General features: G+C 64.6%; 26 protein-coding genes. 10 read left to right on the top strand and 16 right to left on the bottom strand.

Features of this window, described 5'->3' with window-relative positions; translation table 11 throughout:
• Positions 1–18: 18 nt before the first annotated feature.
• The gene (locus CH293_RS10315) at positions 19–1,035 is read right to left on the bottom strand and encodes a bile acid:sodium symporter family protein (RefSeq protein WP_037141018.1); all 1,017 of its coding nucleotides are present in this window, start codon (positions 1,033–1,035) and stop codon (positions 19–21) included.
• An 84-nt stretch (positions 1,036–1,119) separates the two neighbouring features.
• Between CH293_RS10315 and CH293_RS10310 the strand changes: the two genes are divergently transcribed.
• On the top strand, positions 1,120–1,959 hold the full coding sequence (locus tag CH293_RS10310; RefSeq protein WP_037140884.1) for a LysR family transcriptional regulator: 840 nt from the start codon (positions 1,120–1,122) through the stop codon (positions 1,957–1,959).
• A gap of 289 nt (positions 1,960–2,248) precedes the next feature.
• Entirely contained in the window at positions 2,249–3,466 is a 1,218-nt protein-coding gene (locus tag CH293_RS10305) for a triacylglycerol lipase (protein WP_255122790.1), read from the top strand.
• 78 nt (positions 3,467–3,544) lie between these two features.
• On the opposite strand, the gene CH293_RS10300 is transcribed toward CH293_RS10305, so the two are convergent.
• The 3 genes from CH293_RS10300 to CH293_RS10290 form a co-directional block, all read right to left on the bottom strand.
• Positions 3,545–4,630 carry a diguanylate cyclase gene (locus CH293_RS10300; RefSeq protein WP_037109911.1) on the bottom strand — a complete coding sequence of 362 codons (1,086 nt, stop codon included), beginning with the start codon at positions 4,628–4,630 and terminating at the stop codon, positions 3,545–3,547.
• A gap of 157 nt (positions 4,631–4,787) precedes the next feature.
• Positions 4,788–5,741, bottom strand: a complete 954-nt coding sequence (locus CH293_RS10295) for a DUF1648 domain-containing protein (RefSeq protein WP_094720130.1) — start codon at positions 5,739–5,741, stop codon at positions 4,788–4,790.
• Between the two features lie 9 nt (positions 5,742–5,750).
• Entirely contained in the window at positions 5,751–6,152 is a 402-nt protein-coding gene (locus tag CH293_RS10290) for an SdpI family protein (protein ID WP_037140890.1), read from the bottom strand.
• A gap of 205 nt (positions 6,153–6,357) precedes the next feature.
• Between CH293_RS10290 and leuS the strand changes: the two genes are divergently transcribed.
• The gene (gene leuS / locus CH293_RS10285; RefSeq protein ID WP_037109902.1) at positions 6,358–9,156 is read left to right on the top strand and encodes a leucine--tRNA ligase; all 2,799 of its coding nucleotides are present in this window, start codon (positions 6,358–6,360) and stop codon (positions 9,154–9,156) included.
• Positions 9,157–9,244: 88 nt separating this feature from the next.
• Positions 9,245–10,507: a lipase family protein gene (locus CH293_RS10280; protein WP_094720129.1), complete on the top strand. Its 1,263-nt coding sequence runs from the start codon at positions 9,245–9,247 to the stop codon at positions 10,505–10,507.
• On the opposite strand, the gene CH293_RS10275 is transcribed toward CH293_RS10280, so the two are convergent.
• On the bottom strand, positions 10,504–11,295 hold the full coding sequence (locus CH293_RS10275) for an SDR family NAD(P)-dependent oxidoreductase (RefSeq protein ID WP_176459968.1): 792 nt from the start codon (positions 11,293–11,295) through the stop codon (positions 10,504–10,506). The two genes, CH293_RS10280 and CH293_RS10275, sit on opposite strands and share 4 nt — an antisense overlap.
• Positions 11,296–11,352: 57 nt before the next feature.
• On the opposite strand from CH293_RS10275, the gene CH293_RS10270 reads away from it, so the two are divergent.
• Entirely contained in the window at positions 11,353–13,167 is a 1,815-nt protein-coding gene (locus CH293_RS10270) for a BTAD domain-containing putative transcriptional regulator (protein ID WP_094720127.1), read from the top strand.
• Here the strand turns inward: CH293_RS10270 and CH293_RS10265 are convergent.
• Positions 13,151–13,789: a TetR/AcrR family transcriptional regulator gene (locus tag CH293_RS10265; RefSeq protein ID WP_052059264.1), complete on the bottom strand. Its 639-nt coding sequence runs from the start codon at positions 13,787–13,789 to the stop codon at positions 13,151–13,153. The genes CH293_RS10270 and CH293_RS10265 overlap by 17 nt on opposite strands.
• 109 nt (positions 13,790–13,898) lie before the next feature.
• Between CH293_RS10265 and CH293_RS10260 the strand changes: the two genes are divergently transcribed.
• Positions 13,899–14,687, top strand: a complete 789-nt coding sequence (locus CH293_RS10260; protein ID WP_037140903.1) for an SDR family NAD(P)-dependent oxidoreductase — start codon at positions 13,899–13,901, stop codon at positions 14,685–14,687.
• Between the two features lie 183 nt (positions 14,688–14,870).
• On the opposite strand, the gene CH293_RS10255 is transcribed toward CH293_RS10260, so the two are convergent.
• The 3 genes from CH293_RS10255 to CH293_RS10245 form a co-directional block, all read right to left on the bottom strand.
• Positions 14,871–15,554: a thioesterase domain-containing protein gene (locus CH293_RS10255; RefSeq protein ID WP_094720126.1), complete on the bottom strand. Its 684-nt coding sequence runs from the start codon at positions 15,552–15,554 to the stop codon at positions 14,871–14,873.
• Positions 15,555–15,792: 238 nt separating this feature from the next.
• A complete protein-coding gene (locus CH293_RS10250) occupies positions 15,793–16,119 on the bottom strand; it encodes a branched-chain amino acid transporter permease (protein ID WP_037109883.1) in 327 nt (108 codons plus the stop codon).
• Positions 16,112–16,786 carry an AzlC family ABC transporter permease gene (locus tag CH293_RS10245; protein WP_037109882.1) on the bottom strand — a complete coding sequence of 225 codons (675 nt, stop codon included), beginning with the start codon at positions 16,784–16,786 and terminating at the stop codon, positions 16,112–16,114. Before CH293_RS10245 ends, CH293_RS10250 begins: the two co-directional genes overlap by 8 nt.
• Before the next feature lie 80 nt (positions 16,787–16,866).
• Between CH293_RS10245 and CH293_RS10240 the strand changes: the two genes are divergently transcribed.
• Both CH293_RS10240 and CH293_RS10235 read left to right on the top strand, forming a co-directional pair.
• Complete coding sequence (locus CH293_RS10240; protein ID WP_037140909.1) at positions 16,867–17,310, top strand: Lrp/AsnC family transcriptional regulator; 444 nt, start codon at positions 16,867–16,869, stop codon at positions 17,308–17,310.
• A gap of 25 nt (positions 17,311–17,335) precedes the next feature.
• Entirely contained in the window at positions 17,336–17,977 is a 642-nt protein-coding gene (locus CH293_RS10235) for an SGNH/GDSL hydrolase family protein (RefSeq protein WP_094720125.1), read from the top strand.
• On the opposite strand, the gene CH293_RS10230 is transcribed toward CH293_RS10235, so the two are convergent.
• Positions 17,908–19,212 (bottom strand): MFS transporter, encoded by a 1,305-nt coding sequence (locus CH293_RS10230; protein ID WP_094720251.1) that lies wholly within the window; start codon positions 19,210–19,212, stop codon positions 17,908–17,910. The genes CH293_RS10235 and CH293_RS10230 overlap by 70 nt on opposite strands.
• A gap of 31 nt (positions 19,213–19,243) precedes the next feature.
• On the opposite strand from CH293_RS10230, the gene CH293_RS10225 reads away from it, so the two are divergent.
• On the top strand, positions 19,244–20,116 hold the full coding sequence (locus CH293_RS10225) for a LysR substrate-binding domain-containing protein (RefSeq protein ID WP_094720250.1): 873 nt from the start codon (positions 19,244–19,246) through the stop codon (positions 20,114–20,116).
• On the opposite strand, the gene CH293_RS10220 is transcribed toward CH293_RS10225, so the two are convergent.
• The 5 genes from CH293_RS10220 to CH293_RS10200 form a co-directional block, all read right to left on the bottom strand.
• Positions 20,104–21,342, bottom strand: coding sequence for a glutaminase (locus CH293_RS10220; protein ID WP_037109879.1), 1,239 nt, complete (start codon positions 21,340–21,342; stop codon positions 20,104–20,106). The two genes, CH293_RS10225 and CH293_RS10220, sit on opposite strands and share 13 nt — an antisense overlap.
• 35 nt (positions 21,343–21,377) lie before the next feature.
• The gene (locus tag CH293_RS10215; RefSeq protein ID WP_094720124.1) at positions 21,378–21,800 is read right to left on the bottom strand and encodes a pyridoxamine 5'-phosphate oxidase family protein; all 423 of its coding nucleotides are present in this window, start codon (positions 21,798–21,800) and stop codon (positions 21,378–21,380) included.
• Between the two features lie 18 nt (positions 21,801–21,818).
• Entirely contained in the window at positions 21,819–22,337 is a 519-nt protein-coding gene (locus tag CH293_RS10210; protein ID WP_255122789.1) for a GNAT family N-acetyltransferase, read from the bottom strand.
• Between the two features lie 15 nt (positions 22,338–22,352).
• Positions 22,353–23,030, bottom strand: coding sequence for an SDR family oxidoreductase (locus CH293_RS10205; protein ID WP_094720123.1), 678 nt, complete (start codon positions 23,028–23,030; stop codon positions 22,353–22,355).
• A gap of 93 nt (positions 23,031–23,123) precedes the next feature.
• Entirely contained in the window at positions 23,124–23,648 is a 525-nt protein-coding gene (locus CH293_RS10200; protein ID WP_037109875.1) for a DinB family protein, read from the bottom strand.
• 118 nt (positions 23,649–23,766) lie between these two features.
• Here CH293_RS10200 and CH293_RS10195 point away from each other — a divergent pair, with 118 nt between their 5' ends.
• The gene (locus CH293_RS10195; RefSeq protein WP_037109873.1) at positions 23,767–25,104 is read left to right on the top strand and encodes an amylo-alpha-1,6-glucosidase; all 1,338 of its coding nucleotides are present in this window, start codon (positions 23,767–23,769) and stop codon (positions 25,102–25,104) included.
• A 13-nt stretch (positions 25,105–25,117) separates the two neighbouring features.
• Here the strand turns inward: CH293_RS10195 and CH293_RS10190 are convergent, their stop codons facing one another.
• Complete coding sequence (locus CH293_RS10190) at positions 25,118–25,822, bottom strand: glycoside hydrolase family 25 protein (RefSeq protein WP_094720249.1); 705 nt, start codon at positions 25,820–25,822, stop codon at positions 25,118–25,120.
• Positions 25,823–25,846 lie beyond the last annotated feature (24 nt).

Raw genomic sequence — 25,846 nt, 5'->3', positions numbered from 1 at the left:
TCGTCTGTGGTGCCGACGCTAATCCGCCAGGGCTGATTGCGCATCATCCTTGTCAGGCGATTGCCGAGCATCTGCTTGTCGCGCGTATCGCTGGGCGAGCACGGCACACACCATCAGCTGAATCTGGTGGAACAGAAGCAGAGGAAGCACGATCAGGCCGACGGGCCCGCCGACGAAGAGGACCGAAGCCATGGGTAGTCCGCTCGCCAGGCTCTTCTTGGAACCGCAGAACAACAGAACGATCCGGTCTTCGACGGGAAAGCCGATGGCGCGGCCGATCCAGTACGTGAACGCCAGAATCAGCGCGAGGACGACGATGCAGACCACTACGACCGCAACGATCTGCGGTGGAGACACGGACGACCAGACGTTCTGGTTCATGCTTTCGCTGAACGCGGCGTAGACCACGAGCAGGATGGAACCGCGGTCGACGATCTTCGTCGGTCCGGAATGGCGTGTGAGCCATCCCTTCACGAGCGGTCGGAGGGCTTGCCCGAGGAGGAAGGGCAGAAGCAACTGGGCGCAGATACTCACGATCGACGATGCGTCGACGTGTGCGTCCCCGGTGGTGTTCACCAACAGGATTACCAGCAGGGGTGTCACGAAGACGCCGATGAGGTTGGAGAACGACGCACTGACGACGGCTCCGGCGACGTTGCCGCGTGCGATCGAGGTGAAGGCGATGGAGGACTGAACCGTCGAAGGCACTAGGCACATGAACAGGATGCCGGTGTAGAGGTCCGCTGTGACGACGGTCGGTTCGAGGACGCGCAGAGCCAGTCCGACGAGAGGAAAAACGAGGTACGTGGTGGCCAGCACGACGGAGTGGAGTCGCCAGTGTTTGACGCCGTGCCATGCTTCCTGCGGGGACAGGCGCGCGCCGTAGATCAGGAACAGCAGTCCGATAGCGACTCGGGTGACCCAGGTGAGGACGGTTTCCGAGGTGCCGGACGCTGGGAAGATGCTGGCCAGTACCGCGATCGCGATGATGCTCAGGACGAAGCCGTCGGGCCGGATCTGCCGCAGAAAGTTCACTTGGCTCACGATATCGTGCGTCAATTGATCACGAAAGTCGATAGCTGCGTTAACTGTGAACGTGAATCGTGATAGGAACGACGGGTGAATCTCGATCCGATTCTGCTTCGAACCTTCCTCGCTGTCGAACGGGAAGGTGGCTTCACAGCGGGCGGTGATCTGCTGGGCCTGCGTCAGTCGACGGTCAGCGGCCACATCACGCGACTGGAGAAGGCCGTCGGGCGCGAGTTGTTCCTTCGCGACACCAGGAACATGGAGCTGACGGCCGACGGCACCGCCATGATCGGGTTCGCCCGTTCGATCCTCGATGCAACCGCCGAGGCAGAGCACTATTTCGCCGAAGCCCCGTTGGCGGGCAGGCTCCGGCTCGGGGTGTCCGACGACCTGGTCTCCACCGAGTTGCCGCATGTCCTCTACGACTTTCGTCGCGCGCATCCCGGCGTCGACCTCGAGCTGACCGTCGGGCTGAGCGAGACATTGCGGTCCAAGTTCGACGGCGGTGAGCTGGACCTGGTCTTCGGGAAGCGTCGTCCAGGTGAGACGCACGGTGATCTGGTGTGGGCAGATCGGTTGGTCTGGGCAGGCATTCCGGGAACGCGGGTGGAACCGGGCCCGGTGCCGTTCGTGACGTATCCACCCCCGAGCATCACGCGGTCCGCGGCGTTGGCTGCACTCGGTCGTGAGGGTAGGGGCTGGCGATTCACCTGCGTCACGGACAGCGAGCTGGGGTTGCGTGCGGCAGTCCAGGCGGGGCTCGGATACCTGGTGCACGCGGAGTCGACTCTCCCCGAAGGCGTGGTGGCTTTGGACGGTCAGGATCTTCCGGACCTCGGAGGTATCGAGTTCGTGCTGCTGACGAAGGACCGGGCGAGATCGCCTCGCGCGGCGTTACGCGAGGCGATCATGACGCGGCTGGGCCGCTGACGGCGGCTGGGCCACTGACAGGGCTGGGCCACTGACGGGGCTGGGCCACAGACTGCGGCTGGGCCACTGACGGCGTCGGGGGTGTGGCCGGGTTGTGACTGGACCCAACCGTCGCGGTCGCCGGGTGACCGCGTTTCCAGACGTCGGGCTCGGCTGTAGTCAGTGACCGTTACCACTCCTACTGTCCTCTGTGATTCAGCAAACAGCATCGCGCTGAAATCGAGTCACGCCTTCTCGCCAGCGATGCCGAAGAAGAAAAGGGACGCGCATGGTTCAACACTCTCGGTCGATGTCGATCGAGCATTCACGACTACGAGGCCGAGCACGAGGCATGACGACCATCGCGGCGTTGTCCGCGGCCGTCATGTTCGCCGGCCTGTCGGTTGCCTCTGCGCAGCCTGCCGAGCCAACCGAACCCACCGACTCGGCAGTGCCGTCGGCGACGGCACTGCCCGCGACGATCAGCGAAGACGGAACGGAGGTCATTCCTCCCGAAGGGTCGGAAGCGGAACGGCCGAAGGCAGAAGAGCAGGGCATCGAGAAGCCCGACATCGCGGACGCGTCGCCTGCCCGAGTCACCGACGATCCGGAGACCGAGACGGTCGGATACGGGCCGGAGCAGAAGAACTTCCTTGCTGGTTTCCTGTACAGCATCGTCAAGCCGGACGTCGCACCGCCGGGTGCCAACGATTGGAACTGCAAGCCGACCGAGGAGCACCCCAATCCCGTTGTCCTGCTTCATGGAACATGGGAGAACGCGTACAACAACTTCGCTCGAATCTCCCCGGCATTGAAGGCGGAGGGCTACTGTGTCTTCGCCCCGAACACCGGTGACAAGGATTCGAGCGCACTCGGACACGTGAAGGCACTGCGAGGCACGGGCCCGATCACCGAGAGCGCCAAGGAGATTGCCTTCTACATCGATGCGGTCCTCGAACGGACCGGCGCGGAACAGGTCGACATCGTCGGTCACTCCCAGGGCAGCCTGGCGTCTCGTCAGTACATGCGATTCGAAGGCGGTGCCGATCCGTCGGATCCGAGCAAGAACAAGGTCGGCAAGATCGTCAGCCTCGGTGGGTCGAACCACGGGACAACACTTGTCGGAATCGGAACTCTGGGGCGGACCATCAACAATCTCGGCTTGAACGTGCTGGGGCTCGTGGGTGCTGTCGCCGGGCCCGCGGCGTCGGACCAAGTCATCGACTCCGACCTCATCAAGGCATTGACGGCGGGCGGCGACACCGAACGCGGTGTCGACTACACGGCCATCGCCACTCGGTTCGACGAGGTGGTCACTCCGTTCCGGACGACGTTCCTCGAAGCCGGTCCCGATGCCACGGTGAACAACGTTCTGTTGCAGGACGGTTGCGGTATCGACCTCTCCGACCATCTGTCGATGTCGGTGTCGCCGCGATCGATCGGATACATCAAGAACGCACTCGATCCGGAGGGCTTCCCGGTCAGCGAGGTTCCGTGTGTATGGAACGCTCCCGTGACAGGAGGCTAGACCAGCAGTAATCGGAACCAGCCCGGACTCCCACGGTGGAGTCCGGGCTTTCTGCGGTGGACGTCTGGCTGGGAGGTGTCAGAGCTGGATCGAGGCTGTGCGGTTGCCGCCGTCGTACTTGGCTCGGTACATCATCGAGTCGGCGGCACGGGTGGCTCGGGTGATGGTGGCGGCACCGTCGTTCCACAGGTCCGACGGGCTCGACACCACGGCAGCTCCCACGCTCACCGTGATGGGGATCCGATCGTCGCGGCGGTACAGGGTGTGGCCGATTCGGTGGACCATGTCGTGAGCGTGCTCCATCGTGCCGGCAAACACGACGAGGAACTCTTCGCCTCCTGTTCGGGCGACAACGCCGTCCTCCGCGAACAGAGCTCTCAAGCGGTGCGCGACGGTGACGATGACGTCGTCACCTGCGTCGTGGCCGAAGTAGTCGTTGACGGACTTGAATCGGTCGATGTCCACGACGACGACCACGAGGCAGTGACCCCGGGCGTGGCTTCTCGATATCAGCGACAGTGCTGCGTCTTCGACGCCGCGACGGTTGAGCAGTTCGGTCAGGGGGTCGAGCAGTGAGCGGCGGGCATCTCGGCCGATCGCGGTCCATGCGATGTGGGCGAGCAGGGGTATTGCGGAGTTGATGGCGATGGCGACGAGGCCGCCGGCCAGGGCCGTCGGAACATCCTCGGTTTCGGCCAACATGGCTCGGACAACTGTGACGGAGACGAACACGACGCACCAGGCGAGATGGGCGAGTAGCCAGCGTTGACTGAGGAAGTAGGTACACAACGCACCGGTCACGACGAACAAGCCGGAGCCGATCAGGGCACCGAACGGCTCGTACAGGACGAGCACGGACGTCAGACCGACATCGCCGAAGATGGCGAAAGCGATGAAGTCTCGGCGTGTGGGCAGCGGACCGAAGAACCAGCGCAATGCGACGGCGACCTGGACGAGTAGAACGATTCCGACCCAGGCTTGGGCGAGGAGTCCCTGTGGTCCGCGTGCACTGAACAGCATGAGGATCGACGCTGCCGCGTACAGGATGGTGGCGGCCCCGAACATGTTCTGCAGCGAACGGTGCAGGCCCCGTGTGGAGCGATGGTGGATGATCCACTCGTAATCGAACGGTTGCCGGTACCACTCCTGAAGTGTGGTCCACACAGTGTCGGTCGACGGCTTCCTGTGGCTGCCGGTGCGGACCGATCCGGGTCCGTTGCCCGCTGATGATCGTGTGTCGTTCGTGCCGGCCTCCAGCCCTTACCCCTTTACGATCACAGCCTAGATGTAAAAAGCGGCAATCGGTTTGTTTCAGCGCAAATCAGCGTTCGGACGCCAACGAATTGACGGTTCCTGCGATCTCGTCCGCATCGTCGACCGTAACGGTCAGCTTCTGTCCGTTCGCGAAGGTGAGGAACACGGCCTGACCTTTGCGCGTGGCCACCGCGTAGTTTCCTCGCCCTTTGACGCGGAGGCCCCATCCGCCGAAGTCGGAGAACGGATCGACCTCGCGAACGGACGCTCCGGTGACTTCGCTGATCGAGTATTCGAAGGCAGGCATGCCGAGGCTGCGTACGTGGATGCCGAGTTTGTCGACGATGAGCTCGTACCGCATGAGCGACGAGGTGAACGCCGCGATCGGTGCGAAGACCGCGACCGGCCACCACGACTCGGACAGCCAGCAGGTCAGTGCTGCTGCCGCGGCCAGGATGGTGAACACGATCGCGATGGACGTGCGGCTCGCGCCGATGGGTTCGACGATGGGGAGTTCGGCCCTCGCGCGGGGCAACGTCGACGGTGGCGGTGACGTGGCGTCGACACGGTCTCGATAGTCGCGTAGCTGGGTGGCACCGAGGAGTCCGACGGCGAATCCGACGAGTGTCCCCACTCCGATCGCCCAGCCGGGAATTTCGACGCTGGTCACCGTGGTGACATCGAGTTGCCTGGCCAGTATCGCGAGCTGCAGGACGGTGATGAGACCGACGACGGTGAGGCCGATCATCAACATCGTCCGGCGCAGGGACAACAGTGCGTGGGACAACGCTGCGACGGCGCTGCATCCACCACCGACGAGCACGATGACGATCGCGAGGGTCCAGGCGCTCGTCGACGGACTCATGAATCCGTCCGGTTCGGTGCCCGACCAGTGGGTGGCGATCTGTTCCGGGAGCCGGGTGCGCCAGACGTGGACGGCAACGAGCCCGAGTGCTGCCGCAGCAATCGGCACGGCAACGCCGAAGATCACTCCAGCCGGGTCGAACGTCCGCTGCTTCATGTCCGGGTCTCAGCTCGGGGCGCAGGCGTCCTTGAGGCTGCACGAGATGCAGGAGTGGCCGCACCCGCCCGTCTCCGAGGTGGGCTTGGCGGCGGCCGCACGTGCGCCGATGGATCCGCCGACACCGGCGGTGACGAACGCCGCGAGCAGGCATACGACGACGGCGATGATCGAGATCGCGCCGCCGAGCATCAGTGCCGCTGCACCACCGATGAGCAGCAGAAGCGCCGACGCTGCCGTGGTGGGGCCTGCGACTTTGTTGGCCATGACGAAGGTCTCGTCGTCGCGCATGGACTCTGCAGTTCTGACTCCTGCCCAGCGGTTGCGGGGGAGCTTGCCTGCCAGCGAGGCCGCGGCAACGGAGCCGACGACGAGCGCGAGGACGAACATGAGTATCGACACGACGATCACGCTGGTAAGGATACGTCTTCTACGCGCGCCCGTAGTACGCGCCTCCGGCGCACGTGAGTGGAAATGTAGGGCCATCGGGTCGCTCCGCAGGCTCCGCTCCTGCCCCCTGGCCTTGATTTTCACTCGCATAGGCTCTGAGCTGGCCGGATTCCCGCTCACAAGGGCAGCAGGTGGCTACGACTAAACTGCGTGCGTGACTGTTCCAGTGGACGCAACGCCCCAGCACCGCTACACCGCGGATGTGGCCGCGCGCATCGAGAAGCAATGGCAAGACCTGTGGGAAGAGCAGGGCACGTTCGACGCGCCCAACCCGGTCGGTGCGCTTGCCGGTGACGTCCCGAAGGACAAGCTCTTCGTTCAGGACATGTTCCCGTACCCATCGGGAAGTGGCCTTCACGTCGGTCACCCGCTCGGGTACATCGCGACGGACGTGTTCGCGCGTTTCCATCGGATGCACGGCCGCAACGTTCTGCATGCGCTCGGATACGACGCCTTCGGTCTGCCTGCGGAGCAGTACGCCGTCCAGACGGGTACGCATCCGCGGACGACGACGGAGGCGAACATCGCCAACATGCGTCGCCAGCTGGGACGCCTCGGCCTCGGTCATGATCGGCGTCGATCCCTGGCGACGACGGATGTCGACTTCTATCACTGGACGCAGTGGATCTTCCTGCAGATCTTCAACTCCTGGTACGACGAGGAGCAGCAGAAGGCGCGCCCCATCGCCGAGTTGGAATCGTCGTTCGCCGACGGTTCGCGTGCGCTCGAGGACGGCCGGGAGTGGTCGGCTCTGTCGGCGGCCGAGAAGGCTGCGGTGCTGGATTCGTTCCGCCTCGTGTACGAGTCCAATTCGTTGGTCAACTGGTGCCCCGGCTTGGGTACGGTGCTGGCGAACGAGGAGGTCACGGCCGACGGTCGCAGCGACCGTGGCAACTTCCCGGTGTTCCGGAAGAACTTGAAGCAGTGGATGATGCGTATCACTGCGTATTCGGATCGCTTGATCGACGATCTGGAGTACCTCGATTGGCCGGACAAGGTCAAGACGATGCAGCGCAACTGGATCGGTCGATCGCGCGGCGCCGAGGTGTCGTTCGGCGACATCACGGTGTTCACGACGCGGCCGGACACGCTGTTCGGTGCCAGTTACGTGGTGCTCGCGCCCGAACACGACCTGGTCGACGGTCTGGTGGCTGCCGCCTGGCCCGACGGTGTGTCGGAAATCTGGACCGGCGGCGCCGCGACTCCCGCGGAGGCCGTTGCGGCATATCGTGCCTCGATCGCCGCGAAGTCGGACCTGGAGCGTCAGGAGAACAAGGAGAAGACCGGCGTCTTCACCGGCTCCTACGCGGTGAACCCCGTCAACGGTGAACAGGTCCCGGTGTTCATCGCGGACTACGTGCTCACCGGCTACGGCACGGGCGCGATCATGGCCGTGCCGTCTCACGACCAGCGGGACTGGGAATTCGCCACGAAGTTCGGTCTGCCCATCCGCGAGGTCATCTCGGGCGGAGACGTCACCGAGGCTGCGTACACCGGCGACGGTCCGTTGGTGAACTCCGGCTTCCTGGACGGACTTTCGGTCGACGACGCCAAGGCCGCCATCGTGGAGAAGCTGGAAGCCGACGGTACGGCGACCGGCAAGATCCAGTACAAGCTGCGAGACTGGCTCTTCGCCCGTCAGCGGTACTGGGGCGAACCGTTCCCCATCGTCTACGACGCCGACGGCAATGCGCACGCCCTCCCGGACAGTGTGCTCCCCGTTGAGCTTCCCGAGGTCGAGGACTACGCACCGGTCTCCTTCGACCCGGACGACGCGAGTTCCGAGCCCTCCCCGCCCCTGGCGAAGGCGTCGGATTGGGTGGAGGTGGAACTGGATCTCGGCGACGGGCTGCAGACGTACCGCCGCGACACCAACGTGATGCCGCAGTGGGCGGGTAGCTCGTGGTACCAGCTGCGGTACATCGATCCGACCAATTCGGAGACGTTCGCGGACCCGGAGAACGAGAAGTACTGGACGGGGCCGCGTCCGGACATCCACGGGCCGAACGATCCGGGCGGTGTCGATCTGTACGTCGGCGGCGTCGAGCATGCGGTGCTGCACCTGCTGTACTCGCGGTTCTGGCACAAGGTGCTGTTCGATCTGGGGCACGTCAGCTCGAGCGAGCCGTACCGTCGCCTCTACAACCAGGGCTACATCCAGGCGTATGCGTTCACCGATGCGCGTGGGGTCTACGTTCCGGCCGAGGAGGTCGAAGAACGCGACGGCGGGTACTTCTACCAGGGCGAACCCGTCAATCGCGAGTACGGGAAGATGGGCAAGAGCCTGAAGAACTCGGTCTCGCCCGACGACATCTTCACCGAGTACGGTGCCGACACGCTGCGTGTGTACGAGATGTCGATGGGTCCGCTGGACACGTCGCGTCCGTGGGCGACGAAGGACGTCGTCGGCGCGCAGCGTTTCCTGCAGCGCGTGTGGCGTCTGGTGCTCGACGAGGAGACCGGCGCTGTGCGCGTCACCGACGACAAGCCCACCGAGGACACGTTGCGCGTCCTCAACCGGGTGATCGACGGGGTGGAAGCGGATTACACTGCGCTGCGCGACAATACGGCCGGCGCCAAGCTCATCGAGCTGACCAACCATCTCACGAAGGCGTACCCGGACGGTGCACCGCGCGGTGTCGTGGAGCCGCTGGTTCTGATGCTCGCACCGATGGCACCGCACTTGTCCGAGGAGCTGTGGAAGCTGCTCGGCCACGACCGTTCGCTCGCCCACGGGCCGTTCCCGCGGGTGGAGAAGAAATGGCTCGTCGCGGACACCGTCGACTACCCGATCCAGGTCAACGGCAAGGTCCGTAGCCGCATCTCCGTGCCTGCCGATGCGGCTCCCGCCGACGTCGAGAAAATCGCGTTGGAGGACGAGAAGATCGCAGCCCTGCTGGACGGAAAGGCGCCGACGAAGGTCATCGTCATTCCGGGACGCATGGTCAACATCGTTCTGAAGTAATCCCCCAACTCACATAGACCCATCCTTTGAGGATGAGACTTGCGTTCGGCGGTGTAACAGCGGGCATGGGTGCGCTTTAATCTGTCTCATGTCACGAGTTGGTAAAGGCTTCTTGGTCGGCGTGGTCGCGGCCGTGGTGGTCGGGTCGAGTGCGTTCGTTGCCCAGGCGGATCCGGGGCCCGGGTCGCCGATCCCGGCGAACGATCCGTTCTACAGCTACGACGGGTCTCTCGACGTTGCGCCGGGCACGGTGCTGCGGAGTCGGCCGATGGTGTTCGCAACGCCGACCCTGACCACGCCGATCACCGGGGATCAGGTGCTGTTCCGCACCACCGATCAACAGGGTCGCGGCGCAGTCACCGCGGCGGCCGTTCTGCGACCGCTGATTCCCGGCCCGACCAAGATCGTCTCGTACCACATGGCGTACGACGCTCTCGGATCGCAGTGCGACCCGTCCTACACCCTCAGCGGTGGTGCGACGAGTCCTATTGCCGAGGCGGAGCAGGCAGTGATCGCTGGTTACCTCGCTGCGGGATACACCGTCGTCGCACCGGATTACGAAGGTGAAGAACTGGAGTGGACGATCGGACGACAGTCCGGGTACGCCGCGCTGGACGGTATTCGCGCGGCCGAGCAGTTCCTGCAGGTGCCGACGTCGACTCCCGTTGGGATGATCGGATACTCGGGCGGCTCGGTTCCGACGCAGTGGGGTGCCGAGGTTGCACCGAGTTACGCGCCGGAGCTCAACCTTGTCGGCGTCGCGGCGGGTGGTCTCCCGGTCGACCTCGCTCACAATCTTCCTTACGTCAGCGGAAGCGCGCAGTGGGCGGGTGTGATTCCGGCACTCATCGTCGCGTACCAGCGGGCGTACGGACTGAACACGAGCGAATTCGTCTCGGATTACGGGCTGCAGGTGATGGACCAGGTGGATCAGGAGTGCATCGCGCAGTTCGCCGACGACTACCCCACCCTCACCGATGCAGACATGGTGAAGGCGCCGTACACGTCACTTCTGGATGTGCCGGAGGTAGTCGAGGCGATCAACGACAACATCATGGGCACAGCAGGTAGACCGCGTATTCCGATGTTCTTGGCCGTTGGCCATGCGGATCCGATCGGTGACACCATCATGATCACCGCCGACGTTCAGGCGCTCGCACACCAGTACTGCAGCCAGGGCGTCGACGTCCAGTACTCGCAGTACGACGGGTTGACCCACGGCGAGGCTTTTCCACCGTTCGAGGCCCAGGGACTGCTGTTCATGACCGAGCGGTTCTCGGGGGCGCCGACGCACAGCAATTGCGCCACGATTCCCCCGGGCAACAGCCTCGCGCCGACGCCGGTGCCCTAGAGCAGCGTGGGTAGGACTCCCCCGTCGACTCTGACCGCTGCGCCGTTGGTGGCCGAGGCGATCGGGCTGGCCAGGAATGTCACCATGTTCGCGATTTCGGCCGGTTCGATGAAACGTTGCAGCAGGGACGTCGTGTTGGAGCTCGCGATCGCAGATTTCAGGTCGTCGACGGGGATGGACCGCGCCGCGGCGAGAGCGTCGATGGTCCGTGCTACTCCGTCGGAGTAGGTGGGTCCACCGAGGACCGAATTGACGGTCACAGCAGTGGCTTTCGTGAGCTTGGCCAATCCGTTTCCCAGGGACAGCATCGCGGTCTTGGTCGTGCCGTAGTGGATCATGTCGGCCGGCACGTCGACTCCGGATTCACTGCTGACGAACAGGATTCGTCCCCATCCACGCCCCAGCATGCCGGGCATGAGGCGTCGGGCGAGGCGCACTCCGCTCATGACGTTGACGTCGAAGTATCGCTGCCAGTCGTCGTCGGAGATGTCGGTGAAGGGTGTGAGTTCGAACAGACCGACGTTGTTCACGAGGATGTCGACGTCCCCGAGCCGGTCGACGAGGAGTTCGACGTCGGTGGCCACGGAGAAGTCGGCGACGATTCCGCGGACGGTGGCGTCGGGGGCGTGATGCTGCAGGGACTCGACGGCACGGTCGAGCCGCGCGGTGTCGCGGCCGTTGATCGTCACGTCGACGCCTTCGGCGAGCAGCGACCGCGCGACGGCGTATCCGATTCCTTCGGTGGAACCGCTGACGAATGCCGATTTTCCGGTGAGGTTCATGTCCATGCGTCGATCGTCGTGCACGTCGATCAGCGGCCGATCAGCGCGAACTAGAATCGCAGCGTGAGCGAGCTTCGAATCCGCGTTCTCGGCCCGGTGGAGGCGGAGATCGACGGTACGCCGGTGCGCATCTCGAAGCCGCGTCTCCGCGAGGTGCTCTGCTTGCTGGCGATCGCTCGCGGTAGGACGGTGCAGACGTCGAGTCTCGTCGACGATCTGTGGGAGGACGCACCTGCGGGTGCACTCGGCATCGTGCAGACCTTCGTCGGTGAGCTTCGGAAGATTCTGGAACCGGGGAGGCCGGCGCGCACTCCCCCGACGACGGTGGTGACCAGGGGTTCCGGATACGCACTCGATCTGTCCGCCGACGCGGTGGATCTGTGGCGCGCGGAGCAGCTGCTTTTGGACGACGAGCCCGAGCATGCACTCGAGCAGTGGACCGGACGGGCGTTCCAGGAGTTCGAGGATCGCGCGTGGGCCACGGGGGAACGCGCGCGAATCGCCGAGCTCAGGGCCGGTGCGGTGGAGCGTCTTGCGGAGTCGCGAATCGCCGAGGCCAAGTGGGACAGCACCATTGCGTTGCTCGACCGCCACGTCGACGAGCACCCGTGGCGTGAGGAGGGGTGGCGTCTGTCGGCTCTCGCGTTGTACGGGGCTGGTCGGCAGGGCGACGCTCTCGAGGTTCTGCGTCGTGCTCGCGAGACGTTCGTCCGTGGGCTCGGCCTCGATCCGAGTGATCGCCTGGCAAATGTGGAACAGCGCATTCTGACACGGGATCCGGGGCTGCTCTCTCATGGCAGCTCTGTCCTGATGCAGACCGCGGCAGCGCAGGCGCGCGGCGGAGCGCGATCGCAGATCGAAAGTGCTACAGCACTTCTGCCGCTTCTTGCACAGTCCGGTTCGGTCGACGCCGCCACCGAGCAGCGCGTGGCGACGATCCGTGCTGCCGAGCAGTTCGGTGATCCAGAGCTGACGGCACGCGTCATCGTGGGCTACGACGTTCCGGGAGTCTGGACGCGGTCCGATGATCCGGCGAAATCAGCAGCGATCGTCGAGGCCGCCGACCGGACTCTGGCGATCCTCCCGCCGACGGCATCGACCCGAGTACGGGCACGTCTGCTGGCGACGATCGCGATGGAATCTCGTGGTGTGGACAGCCGGATGGACGAGGCCCGGGAGGCCGAGCGGCTGGCGCGGACCCTCGCCGACCCGGCGCTGCGCTGCCTCGCGCTGAGCGCACGCTATTTACAGACGTGTCGGACAACCGGCCTGGCCCGCGATCGTGAACGCATCGGTGCCGACATCATCGATATCGCAGTGGCTTCCGAGTTGTCCACCTTCGACATCGCCGGTCGATTGATTCGAATGCAAGCGTTGTGTGCGCTCGACGACATCGACGAAGCCTCGGTGGAGGCAGACCTCGTGGACGGAATCGCTGCCAGATTCGATCGCCCCCTCGCGTCGGTGTTCACCGCGTGGTTTCGCTACACCTTCACCGGCGGACCACCTCCGCCCGACGGTGACGAAATGCCTGGATTCCGAATCGGATTGACTGCCATGTCCGCGCTGACCACGGCTCTGCGGAACGACACTGCGCTACCCAGGGGAGACTTCGGCCCCTATGCGCCGTGGGTCGCACCGCTCCTCGCGACCGACGCGGAGGCGTCGGGCATGCTCGAGACGGTCCCCGATCCGCCGCACGATCTGATGGCCGAAATCTGTTGGTACCTCGTCGGTACAGCGGCTCTCCGTGTCGGGCACCACGGCGCTGCTCGACGCGCACACGCGGCGTTGCTCCCTGCCGTCGGCGAGCGTGCGGCGGGATCCGGGGCACTCGATCTGGGCCCGATCGGCCCGTTGATCACGGCGTTGGAGTGACTCCGCGGCAGTAACGCGCCAGCATCATCTCCACTGCTTCGTCGACGACGTGCAGTACGGCATCGTCCTCGGGCGTCCACTGCACCAGCAGCAGGCGCGGCCAGAAGACGTAGTTCGAGATCATTCCGAGGAATTGAGTGGCCGCGAGCTCGGCGTCGTCGAGTCGGATGGTTCCGCGCGCGTTCTCGGCGTCGAGGTACGCCCGAACGGAGTCGAAGTACGGCATCTTTCCGAGGTCGAACTGTGTGCGTCCGAGCTCGGGAAAGCGCGGTACCTCGGCGATGACGATGCGGAAGAGCTTCGCCATACTCGGCTGGGTCAGCAGCTCGGCGTATCCCCGGCCGATGGACGTCAATCCTGCACGGAGATTCCCCGGATGCGGCTCGACTGTGGTGTCGCTCTTGGTGTTCCACGATGCGTCGACGATGGCCTCGAACAGGGCGGCCTTCGTCGGAAATTGTTTGAACAGGGTGGCTTTCGACACGCCTGCTTCGACGGCAACTTTGGCCAGCGAGGTCCTGTCGTATCCGAGGTCGAGAAACAAGCTGGTTGCAGCGTCGACGATCGCGGATCGTTTCTGCTCGGCGACGTCTCGGTGGTACGACGACGATTGTGCGGCCATGTCCCCAGTGTGCCGCATCATGAGGCGAGTCACTTGACTCACCTCTCGGGTCGGCGCTACCGTTCCTACTGGTGAGTCGAGCGACTCACCATACGAGAGGGAGAACATCGTGGGACGTTTCGAGGGCACAACGGTCGTCGTCACCGGAGGGGCTGGAGGACAGGGCGCCAGTCACGTCCGGGCCTATCACCGGGAAGGCGCCAGCGTGGTCGTGGCTGGAATCGCGGAGGACCGCAGTCGCGCGTTGGTCGAGGAGTTGGGGGATCGAGCTCTGTTCGCTCGACTCGACGTCGCCGACGAACAGAACTGGGCGACCGTCGTCGCCGCGGCAGAGCGCCACTTCGGACCGATCTCGGTTCTGGTCAACAACGCGGGAATCCAGAACCCTGCCGCCACCATCGAAAACACCGAGCTCGACGTGTGGGAGCGGGTCCTGGCGATCAACCTCACTGGCCAGTTCCTGGGAATCAAGACGGTCACCCCGTCGATGCGACGAGGGGGCGGTGGGGTCGTCGTCAACATCGCGTCGACCATGGCGCACGGAGGGACCGCGATGTACGCCCCGTATGTCGCGAGCAAATGGGCGTTGCGAGGGCTGACCCGCACTGCTGCATTGGAACTCGGCCGCGACAACATTCGAGTGAACTCCATCCATCCTGGAGTCGTCGCCACGCCGCTCATCACCGAACCGACCGTCGCCGGACAAGCGCCTATCGGCGACTTCTACTCCCCCGATCCCTATGCTGTTCCGCGACTCGGGGAACCGGGAGACATCACCTCGGCACTGCTCTTCCTGACATCGCCGGATGCCGCCTTCGCGACGGGAACAGAACTGGTCGTCGACGGTGGGCTGTTGCTCGGGCCCGCCCTTCCGGCGGAGGAAGCAGCACTTCGATGACGATCACCGCCGACGATATCCACGCAGTTGCCCCGTACGGGGTTCCGCGGTTGCCACGGCTACTCCGATGAGAGTCGGCCGAGGCCGAGTAGTCGTCTCGGTGGACCTTGCCGACGAGTCAGGCAAGTCCTCTGCGCACGTGATTCAGACAGTGCACATTAGTATTTCGTGACGCTGGATATGTCAGAAGAAGCGGTCGACCAGTTCGCCGACGAGGGAGAGATCGCGTGCGTCGGGAATCAGGTACTTGGTGACGGTTCCGCTGATGAACGGGTGCCAGGCGCCGCCGCCGAATTCGTCGGCAACTACCACTGCCTGCCCGACGAACACGCCCGGGAAATGCCGAGCCGCCAGTGTGCCGTTGTGTGCGGCGATGGCCAGGAGTTCCTCGGCGCGGCTGCGGTCGATGACGTCGCCCATTCGTGCCAGGAGTTCGCGGCCCGTGTCGGCGGCCTGCGGACGTGGCTCGGCCGACACCAGGACGAGCTGCCCGACGCTCACGCCTCGGCGCTGGAGTTCGACGGCTATCGCGTGGGCGAGAACGCCGCCGAAGGAGACACCGAGAAGATGCACGGTGCCCGACGCCTGGGCCGCCACGATCTCGTCGGCGTAGAGCGCGGCGAGCGATGTCAGGGACTCGGCCTTGGTGCTGATCGCCTGAACCCCGTACACGGGCCGATCCTCGGCGACATGCTCCACGAGCTCGGCGTAGCAGCTGGTCAGCCCCTCGATCGGGTGGATGCAGAAGACTGGAGCCTGGGTGCCGGTGGTCCGGATGGGTAGAACCGCGGGCGATGCGTAGCTGGTGACCGCAGTGTCGGCGTAATCGGTGAAGGCCAACTTCGAGTAATCGTTCACTACGGTCATGCGGTGCCTCCAGGGTCGAGTCTGTCGGGATGTCTTCAGTGGGTCTCTTGTGCCGCCTGAGGAGTATGTCGCGCATTCAACCAACACTGTTACCCGCGTCACAGACTCGTTATATTACGATTCGGTCGAGCCCCCGAATGACACTGGTGGGATTCGTGATTCATCCAGTGCATCTCGAGTTCGCACTTGTGCAGACGACACGCCGGTGAGGACCTGCACAAGTGCGAATTCGCTGGGTTCAGAACACCCAGTTCTGCAGGACGACGCAGGTGACGGTGCCGCCGAGGATGCTGAGGGCGATGTTGCGGCGCCAGAGGTGCAGGCCGATGGTGACGGTGACGCCGGCGAGGGGTGGGATGCCGTGGGCGGCGCCGGTGAGGTCGATGGAGGACAGGGCGTAGACGGCGAGGATGGCGACGGCGCCGAGGGGCATCCATTTGCCGAGTGAGTCGAGGAGGGCGGATTCTCGGAGGGATGACCGGACGAGGAACGGAATTGCTCTCAGCGAGAATGTGATTCCGACGGCGACGGCCAGGGCGGCGGCGATGTACCAGTAGTCAACCACGCCGGTGCCTGACCATCAGGGCGGCGGTGAACACGCACATTGCAACGACCAGCATCGATCCGGGCGCGAGGAGGTAGCCGATGACGCCTGCGCCGACGGCGAGTCCGAGGGTGACGCGGTCGGGGTTTTCGCGGTAGACGTCGAGGAACAGCACGACGAACAGTGCGGTGAGGACGAAGTCGAGTCCTTCGAGGCCTGAGAGTAGTGAACTTCCGATACCGGCGCCGACGAGGGATCCCATCATCCACGACGAGTGCAGACCCAACTGTGTCCACAGGATTTGTTTGCCCCGTAGGCGCGCGGACGCGAGGGCGAAGGCTTCGTCGCAGAGGGCGAAGATGCTGTACAGCTTCGCCATTCGGCCGTCGACTTGCTGCAAGGGGAAGGTGAGACCGTAGAACAGGTGCCGGGAGTTGACCAGCAGTGTGGTGATCGCGATCGCGGCAAGGGGTGCGGATGCGGCCAGGAGCCCGACCAGGATGAATTCGACGGATCCCGCGAAGAGGACGCCGGACATGATCGGCGCAAGCCACCACGGGAGGTGGTGCGCGGTGACGATCACGCCGAAACCGATTCCCAGAACGAACAATCCGAGCCATACGACGCCTGCGGACCGGGTGGCGTCGCGGAGCGGGGAGCGAACCTGGGTGGGGGCGAGCGTGGTCATGCGGCAATGATAGGAAATCAGGCGAGCGATTTTGTTGCCGCTTCTTGTGTAAAGCGCGAGAGGCGCGCAATATCAGAGATGTGGATGCCATCGATGAACACATTTTGTTGCTGTTGCAGGAGAACGGCAGGTTGACCAATCAGGAGCTGGCGGCACAGGTCGGCCTCACACCGGCGCCGTGCCTGAGGCGCGTCCGCAAGTTGGAGGAGGACGGTGTCATCACGGGGTACTCCGCGATAGTCGACCGAACGCGCATGGGACGGGGGTTCGAAGTCATCATCCATGCGGACCTCGTCGCGAAGGACTTCCGGACGGTTGCCGCATTCGAGGAACGCATGGCCGGGATGTCCGAGGTCGCGGAGTTGCGCAGGATGTTCGGCATCCCCGACTATTTCGTTCGTGTTCGTGTGGCGGACCTTGCAGCGTTCGAAAAATGGCTCACGACACAACTTATGGGCGATCCTGCTATCGCGAGGGTGGACTCGCGTATCACCATGAAAATTCTCAAGTCCGACGCTCCGTGATCTTCGGTGACCTACCATCGTTCGCGTGAGGAAGCTGATTGCGTTCTGTGCGATCGTTGTTGCGGCACTGCTTATCGGGAACGTTCCCGCGCACGCGCAACCGCGTCCGTTGAGGGTGGCGATCGTCGGCGATTCCTTCAGCGCGGGAATCGGCGCCAGCAACGGCTACGGCGGGTACGCCACTCTGCTCGGTGCCAGGGGCTGCTGGGATCTGAATCTGGTGGCACGGTCCGGCAGTGGGTACGCGGCAAGCACCGACCCGTTCGTCAGTGTGCCGCGGGTGGCGGCCGTCGCGACGTCGCTTCCGGACGTGATCATCGTGCAGGGCAGCGGAAACGACCGCGGCGACGGCAGGTTGTTCGCAGCGGCGACGGGCTTGTACCTCACTTATCGCGTGGTGGCGCCCCAAGCGCGGATTGTCGTCGTCGGGCCGACCGGTGCCCCCGATGCCAAACACGGCAACATCGACGAGATCCGACGCCACCTCCGCGATGCGGCTGGGGTGGCAGGCGTGACGTTCCTGGATCCGAAGGCGGAGCGATGGTTGAACCCGGCCACCGACTACGCCCCCGACGGCATACATCCGAACAACAGTGGTCACGCTCGATTGGCGGACCGACTGTTCTCCGCTCTGTCCGGCCTCGGTGTCGCCGGCACCTGTGGTTGATCGGCACGGCTGAGTTGTAGATCGCGCAGCCACACCAGCAGTGACAAGCCGGCGAACACCACTCCGGTCACGCAGACTCCTGTCCAGCCGTGGTGCTTCCAGGCGAGTGTGCCGACGGCCGATCCCACCGAAGCTCCGACGAAGTACGTCGTCATGTAGATCGAGTTGATGCGCGCCCGTGCTTCCGGTTCCAAGGCGTAGACGACGTTCTGATTGCTGACGTGCACGCCTTGCAGTGCCAGGTCGACCAGGACGAAGGCAAGCACGAACACCAGCCAGACGTGGCTTCCGATCATGAACAGCGGCCACACGGCAATCAGCAGTACGACGCCGATTCCGGTTCCCCACTGAACCAGTCCGCGGTCGGCCAGACGACCGGCGACCGACGCCATCAGCGCACCGGCCACGCCGGCGAGCCCGATCAGCCCGATCTGAGCTGCGGAGAAGCCGAATTCGGTGGTGAGCAGCAACGTCATCGTCGCGAACACCGCGCTGACCGACGCGAAGGACAAGGCACCGAGGGCGGATCGAACACGTAACCGGGGGTACCGACGGACGAGCACGCCCATCGACGCGAGCGCGGGCAGGTAGGACACGCCTGCTGTCCCCGAATGTCGCGGCAGTACCCGCCACAGGCCCGCTGCCGCGATCAACATCAGGACCGAAGCCAGCCGGTACACCCCCTGCCATCCGGTCACGTCGGACAGTAGGCCGGAGATGCTGCGGGCCAGCAGAATTCCCGTCAGCAAACCGCCCATCACGATGCCGACGACTCGGCCCGACTCCGACGGGTCGGCCATCGAGGCGGCGAACGGAACGATGACCTGCGCGGCAACGGAGAACAATCCGGCCATGGCCGTCCCGACGAGCAACCACGAGAGTCCGGGCGAGAAGCCGGCGAGTGCCTGTCCGACTGCGGCCAGCACCATCAGTCCGACGCTGAGCTTCCGTCGATCGACGACATCGCCGAGCGGGACGAGGAACAGCAGACCGAGTGCGTAGGAGATCTGTGCGACGGTGACCGACACTGCGGCCGCGGACTGCGAGACTCCGAAGTGTTCGGCGATGAGGTCGAGCAGTGGCTGGTTGAGGTAGTTGCCGCCGGCGCTCAGTCCCGTTGCCACCGCCATGAGGGCGACGACGGGAGTCCCGATCCCGGTTTTGTTCGACGTTGTCGTGTTCACGGGTACAGCCTTCTCCTGATCGATCATGCTGTCCAATAGATCGATCAGCACCATTGATCGCGCCAAACGATAGATTGTGGGGGTGGAACTCCGTCACATCCAATATGCCGTCGCGGTAGCCGAGGAACAGCATTTCAGCCGAGCTGCCGCGCGCCTGCACGTCGCGCAATCCGCTTTGAGCAGTCAGATCCGCGACCTCGAGCGAGAGCTCGGCGTCGAGCTGTTCACCCGCACCAGCCGTAGCGTCACCGTCACCAAGGCGGGCCAGATCTTTCTCGAACGCGCTTACGGCGTGCTGGGTGCGGTGGCGCGCCTCGTCTCGGACGTGTCACCGTCGAACACCGAGGTTCGACGCCTCCGCGTCGGGATGATCGTTCCCCTGACCCGGGTGGATGTGGTCGCGGCCGTCGCCGCGTTGGGGACCTCGCACCCCAACACGACGGTGTCGTTGTTGCCGAGGGGCAGCGCGGATACCGTCGCAGGGGTCGCCGACGGTTCCCTCGACGTGGGCATCATCGGTCTCGCGCCGGGGCGGACGCACGTCGGTCTGACGTCGACTGCGCTGTGGACGGAGAAGCTGTCGTTGTTCGTCTCTCCCCGTCACGAGTGGGCAGGCAGGTCGACGGTGCGCCTGGCCGAACTGGGCGGAGTGCCGATGATCGACCGGCCCGCGGGGAGCGAAGCCCGCATGCAGACCGATCACGCGTTCACGCAGTCCTCCGTCGAGCGGGGCCCGGTCATCGAAGCAGACTCGGCGGAACTCGTCACCGGGCTGGCGGAGGCGCAGCTGGGTGTCACACTGCTGCCGTCGTCACTGGCCGAGTTGTTTCCTCGGCTTCATCGGATCGACGTGGTCGACGCACCGACGCGCACCGTCTCGGTGATCACCCACCCCGAGCACATCACTTCGGTGACAACAGCGTTCACCGAGCTCCTGCTGAATCAGGCGTCCTGAGTCCGGATCCGGGGGTAAGTGCCGTCGCCCAGGTTCGGGTCCGGCAGAACACCGTCGGGATCGATGAGCGCGACGTCTCGGCCGTCGAGCGCTATGCGTCGCATACCCTCGAGAGTCATTCGTCGGCCGACGTCGGAGAACCGGTTCACCCGGGATACATCGAAAACGACTGTGCCCGAGGATGTGTCGCGGGACAAGGCGTCGAGCAGCATCTCCGCGCCACCGAACTGTACGACGCCCTGCAGCTCGATTGTCGATTCGCCATCCTCGTCGCGGATGCTCCGCAGGACCGACGAACCGTAGGGTTCGACGTCCATCAGATGCATGCCCATGTCGTCGGACAGCCGCTCGAAGACCTTCACGCCGCGGACGCTGTTGCCGTGCGAGTCGAGTCTCGGCGACAGGACGCCGATGCCCACCTGGCCCGGAAGTGAACCCAGAAGGCCGCCTGCCACACCACTTTTCGCGGGAATGCCCACCGACGTCAACCAGTGGCCGGCGGCGTCGTACATGCCCGCTCCTGCCATGACCGACAGGGTCTGCCGGGCGACCGCCCTGCTGACGACCTGTTCACCGGTCGTCGGGTGAACTCCGCCGGACGCCAGCGTGGCGCCCATCAGCGAGAGGTCTCGGACCGTGACGTTGATGGAGCACTGCGTCGTGTAGCCCTCGACGACGGCATGGGCCTCGTCGGGCAGAATTCCGTAGTTGCGCAGCATGTGCGCGATGGCGAGGTTTCTGTCCGCAGTGTCCAGCTCGGACCGGCAGACGGACTCGTCGACGGACAACTGTCGTCCGGCGAGGGTCGAGAAGAAACTCAGTGCGCGAGAGGTTCTTTCGTCGACCGACGAACCCAGCAGAGAATGTGTGGCGATGGCGCCTGCATTGATCATCGGGTTCTTCGGCCGGCGAGTGTCACCTTCGAGGGACAGCTCGTTGAACGCCTCGCCCGACGGCTCCACGCCGACCGTGTCGAGCACTGCGTCGAAGCCCCGGTCGGTCAGCGCGGCCGCGTACGCGAACGGCTTGGAAATCGACTGGATCGAGAACTCGGTCTCGTCGTCGCCGACGGAATGAGTCCGGCCGTCGACCGTCGTCACCGCGATTCCGAACACGTCGGGGTTCGCGTGCGCGAGATCGGGAATGTAGTCCGCGACCTCGCCGTCCGTAGTGCTCGACAGGCTGTCCAGTACTTCCCGCAGGTAATCGGGAACAGGTGACTTCACGGTACGAAATTTAGCACCGGGTCACCGGGCGACGCTCAGACAGCGCCCATGTCTGCGGACAACCAGTGCCGAGGTTCGAGGTAGAACGCGACGTGCTCACCCAGGGTCTTCTCGAACTCGAGGTATCCCTCCACCTTGTCGGGAGCGAGGTAGCGGCTCGCCATCTCTCGCGACTTCTCCTCGCTGCCCGGCTCTTCGCGGAGCAGAGGCCCGTCGATCGAGACGTAGCGGATGGACGGCTCCGTACGCTCGACCATCAAGCTGAATCGTCCTGCGGCACGGATTAACTCGGCCTTCTTGGAAGTCTTCCCGGTGAGCACCCAGGCTTCGCCGCCGGGGGTGTACTGGTACCAGATGGGTACGGTCAGAGGACCTCGATCGTTGCCGGCGAAGACCGACAGGGCCGCGATGTGCGGTTCGGACAGAAACTCTTCTCGTTCCGATTTCGACAGTGGCATGCGCTCAGTTTAGGTCCGTCACTCCAGCTCGTCGAAGGGTTTCGCATACCGAAAGCTCCCGTTCACCGGGCCTGCGCTGAGCTGGAGAGCCTGAAAGAAGTGGCCCCACGCGGGGTCGGGTGATTCGACGCCGACATCGGAGCCCGCGCGAAACCCGAACCGGCTGTAGTACCCGGGGTCGCCCAGCAGAGCCAGCACCGGGATGTCGACTGCCTCCGACGCGCCGATCAGCGCGTACATCAACGCTGTCCCGACGCCGGTGCCCTGGAACTCCGGGAGCACGGCGAGCGGCCCGATCCCGACCCCGAAGTCGACGCCGCGGCTACCGATGACGTACCCCACGATCGTCCCGTCCACGACCGCCAGCAGCGACAACTCGGGGACGTACCCGTCGGCGAACAGCTTCTCGGTCAACCCGACTTCGACAGGTTCGGTGTCGTCCTGGCGGAATGCTGCCCGCACGACGCCGAGGATGGCCGGGCGGTCGGCTGGACGTTCGCGTCGAATCATCACCGCCCGAGTATGATCGCCGTTCATCGGTGGTCCGATCACTCAGCGGGGAATCGGCTTGAGGACGATGTCGGTCGGATGAGCGTCGGCCGGTGTGTCGACCGCATTGCGGACTGCCTGTGCGACGGTGGATGCCCGCAGGAACTGCGACGGCTCGTAGTGATCCCCTTCGTGTTCGACGATCGCCTTCTGCATGTCCGTGTCGATGCGTCCGGGGTGAATCGATGTGACCCGAAGCGCCGGCTCCTCCGCGCGCAACGCGTCGCCGAATGCCCTCAACGCGAACTTCGACGCGGCGTACGCGCCCCACCCCGGATTGACGCGCAGACCCGCCCCGGAATTGATCAGCACCACGTGGCCGCCCGCCCGTCGCAACGCCGGCAGAAGAGCCTTCGTCAGGGACACGACCGCGAGAACATTCGACTCGTACTGGGCGCGCCAATCCGCAATCGAGGACTCGGCAACCGTCCCCAGCGCCGCAACGCCTGCATTGTGCACCAGCACGTCGAGAGACTCGATGCCCTCCGCCGCCCTGGCCACAGCGTCGTGATCGAGAAGATCCACCGGCCACGGCGTCGAACCCGGCAGTTCCGACGCAATCGACGCCAGCGAGTCCGCCGACCGTCCGCCCAGTCGAACCTCGTGATCCGACGCCAACACCCGGGCAATCTCCGCCCCGAGTCCCCGGCTCGCACCCGTCACCAGTGCAGTGGAAGTCATACCTCCACCTTAGATCCGTGCCCTGTGTCGGACCGAACGTGACGTTCGGTCACTTGGAGTGACCGAACGGTTCATTCGGTCCGAAAAAAGGCCTCAGTCGAATGTCATGCCTGCTTCGGCGGCCATGGCCATGGTGGTGCTGCCGCCGTCGAGGGATTCGCGGATGATGTCGGCGTGGCCGGCGTGCTGGGCGATTTCGCGCAGGATGTGGAGCAGGGTGAACCGTGCCGATTGCCATGCGCGTTCGGGAGCCCAGGGTGCCGTCGGGAGTGGGATTTGGGCGTCGAGGTCCATGGTGGCGAGTGCTGTTTCGGTGTCGGCGGCGACGCGTGCGAGGTCGTCGATCAGTCCGGCTACGGTGTCGTCGGGGCCCATGACGTATTCGGTGCCCATGCGGGACATGTCGAATTCTGCGTTCTCGTCCATGTCCGCGATGGTTTTCATCCAGCCGCGCTCGTTGCTGACGACGTGGTGGAGCAGGCCGCCGAGGGTCAGTTCGCTGACGGTGGTTCGGGTGCGGGCCTGGTCGTCGGTGATGCCGGTGACGGTGTAGAGGAAGTTCTTGCGCTGATCGGCGAGCATTCGGGCGATGTCGGCTTTTTCACCGGTGAGAGTCATGGTGTTCCCTTTCGTTGCTGGTGAGAACGACACTAGAGACGATTGCGGACAGTTACGGTCCTGAAAAGAACTCGAGTCTCGATGGGCGGAAAGTACGGAGGGGTCGCAAACTAGAGGGATGGGCGACCGTGGATTCACTTCGACACAACTGGCCGCGCGGGCTGCCTACCTTCTGCGCGGCAACGATCTGGGCACCATGACGAGCGCCGCACCGAAGCTCTATCCACACATGTGGAGCTGGGACGCGGCGTTCGTGTCGGTCGGGTTGGCGCCTCTGAGCGTGGAGCGGGCGGTCGTCGAGCTGGACACGTTGTTGTCGGCGCAGTGGAAGAACGGGATGATCCCGCACATCGTCTTCGCCAACGGCGTCGACGGCTACTTCCCGGGTCCGGCGAGGTGGGAAACGTCGGAACTGGCGGTGCACGCTCCGTTGGGGCCGCAGACGTCGGGCATCACTCAGCCACCCGTCCATGCGATCGCGGTGCAGAGAATCCTCGATCATTCCCGTCGTCACGGCCGCACCACCAGAGCGGTTGCGGAGGAGTTCCTCGACCGGCGGTGGGACAACCTGGTGCGGTGGCATCGCTGGCTGGCCGAGGCGCGCGACATTGCGGACAACGGCCGCGTCACCCTGTTTCACGGCTGGGAATCCGGGATGGACAACTCGCCGCGGTGGGACGCGTCGTATCTGGGTGTCGTGCCCGGGGAGATGCCGCCGTTCGTGCGCAAGGACGACACGGTCGTGACGGACGCGTCGCAGCGGCCGAGCAATATCGAGTACGACCGCTACATCTGGCTCGTCGAGGAGATGAAGCAGGCGGGGTACGACGACGCTGCGCTCAAGGAGAAGATGAGCTTCGCTGTCGAGGACGTGTTCGTCAGCGCGATCTTCGCCATGGCGTGCGATGTGTTGGCGACGATCGGCGAGGAGCATTCGAAACCGAATTCCGATGTCCGCGAGTTGCGTGGGTGGGCCGAGAAGTTCCGCAAAGGTGTCATCGCCACGACGGACAGTCGGTCGGGTGCCGCACGCGATTACGATCTGCGGGCTCGGCGCTGGATCACCACCGACACCATCGCGATGTTCGCGCCGCTGTTGTGCGGTGGATTGCCGCGTGAGCAGGAACGGACGCTGCTGCGGCTGTTCGAGGGAACACGGTTCTGTGGGCACCCCGACCTTCGCTACGCGGTACCGCCGTCGACGTCACCGGTGTCACGGGACTTCCGCCCACGCGAATACTGGCGCGGCCCGGTGTGGCCGGTCATGACGTGGTTGTTCTCGTGGGCGTTCTCGCGGCGCGGCTGGGCGGAGCGTTCGCTGGACCTGCGTGAGGAAGGCTTGCGGCAGGCCAGCGACGGCACGTTCGCCGAGTACTACGAGCCGTTCACGGGTGAGCCGCTCGGCAGCATGCAGCAATCCTGGACTGCTGCAGCAGTTCTCGACTGGCTCGGCTGACTCACATCGGCGGTTACCAGCGCGCCAACGGACGGATGTCGTCACCGGAGAAGTGGTTGATGTCCGTGGGTGCATCGATGCCGGGGATTCGGCCGTTGTCGGTGTATTGCCAGAACAACCAGTTCGTCCACCCGCCGGGGAGTGGTCCGAGGGTGTCGTTGTAGTCCGCGATCCACAGTGGATAGTGGTTGAACTCGTGGGTGTCCGCCATCGCGGTGCGCCAGAAGTTCGGGTAGGTGTAGATGATCGGCTGACGTCCGGTGAGCGCATGCACCGTGTTCAGGTACCTGTGGGTCCAGTCGATGAGGTGCTCGGGCGGCAGCCCGTGGGAGTGTTCGAGGTCCAGCACCGGTGGCAGATCGCCCGGTCCGTTGATCCCGAGCACCACCGTCGAGTAGTAGGCGGCCTGCGCTTCCGGTGAAAGCCGTACGTCCGCGTAGTGATACGCGCCGCGGGCTACTCCGGCTGCTCGCATGACGAGGCAGTCCTGCACGAAGTACGGGTTGATGTAGTCGAGACCTTCGGTTGCCTTCACCATCGCGAAGTCGTGGCCGGACCCTCGTACTCGGTGCCAGTCGATCTTGGTGCCGTCGATGTGTTGCCACGAGGACACATCCGGCCCCTGCGCTCCCAGTGTCTGCGGGTTGGCCGACGCCACCGCGGGCATGCCGCAGATCAGTGCGCCGGTGATGACGAGGGTTTTCAACGCACGTGTCATGCTCACAGCTTTCGTCGAGTACGG

The sequence above is a fragment of the Rhodococcus sp. 14-2470-1b genome, from assembly GCF_002259415.1.
GTDB lineage: Bacteria > Actinomycetota > Actinomycetes > Mycobacteriales > Mycobacteriaceae > Rhodococcoides.
The sequence above is the reverse complement of the archived record's forward strand: the minus strand, read 5'-3'. Positions and strand labels throughout refer to the sequence as shown.

Excerpts from the sequence above, each read along its gene's own strand:
- CH293_RS10205 (WP_094720123.1), bottom strand. The coding sequence starts at position 23,030 with ATGACTTCCACTGCACTGGTGACGGGTGCGAGCCGGGGACTCGGGGCG.
- CH293_RS10210 (WP_255122789.1), bottom strand. The coding sequence starts at position 22,337 with ATGAACGGCGATCATACTCGGGCGGTGATGATTCGACGCGAACGTCCA.
- CH293_RS10305 (WP_255122790.1), top strand. The coding sequence starts at position 2,249 with ATGTCGATCGAGCATTCACGACTACGAGGCCGAGCACGAGGCATGACG.
- CH293_RS10245 (WP_037109882.1), bottom strand. The coding sequence starts at position 16,786 with ATGACCACGCTCGCCCCCACCCAGGTTCGCTCCCCGCTCCGCGACGCC.
- CH293_RS10295 (WP_094720130.1), bottom strand. The coding sequence starts at position 5,741 with ATGAAGCAGCGGACGTTCGACCCGGCTGGAGTGATCTTCGGCGTTGCC.
- CH293_RS10190 (WP_094720249.1), bottom strand. The coding sequence starts at position 25,822 with ATGACACGTGCGTTGAAAACCCTCGTCATCACCGGCGCACTGATCTGC.
- CH293_RS10280 (WP_094720129.1), top strand. The coding sequence starts at position 9,245 with ATGTCACGAGTTGGTAAAGGCTTCTTGGTCGGCGTGGTCGCGGCCGTG.
- CH293_RS10265 (WP_052059264.1), bottom strand. The coding sequence starts at position 13,789 with ATGGCCGCACAATCGTCGTCGTACCACCGAGACGTCGCCGAGCAGAAA.
- CH293_RS10215 (WP_094720124.1), bottom strand. The coding sequence starts at position 21,800 with ATGCCACTGTCGAAATCGGAACGAGAAGAGTTTCTGTCCGAACCGCAC.
- CH293_RS10200 (WP_037109875.1), bottom strand. The coding sequence starts at position 23,648 with ATGACTCTCACCGGTGAAAAAGCCGACATCGCCCGAATGCTCGCCGAT.
- CH293_RS10255 (WP_094720126.1), bottom strand. The coding sequence starts at position 15,554 with ATGACCGTAGTGAACGATTACTCGAAGTTGGCCTTCACCGATTACGCC.
- CH293_RS10195 (WP_037109873.1), top strand. The coding sequence starts at position 23,767 with ATGGGCGACCGTGGATTCACTTCGACACAACTGGCCGCGCGGGCTGCC.
- CH293_RS10275 (WP_176459968.1), bottom strand. The coding sequence starts at position 11,295 with ATGGACATGAACCTCACCGGAAAATCGGCATTCGTCAGCGGTTCCACC.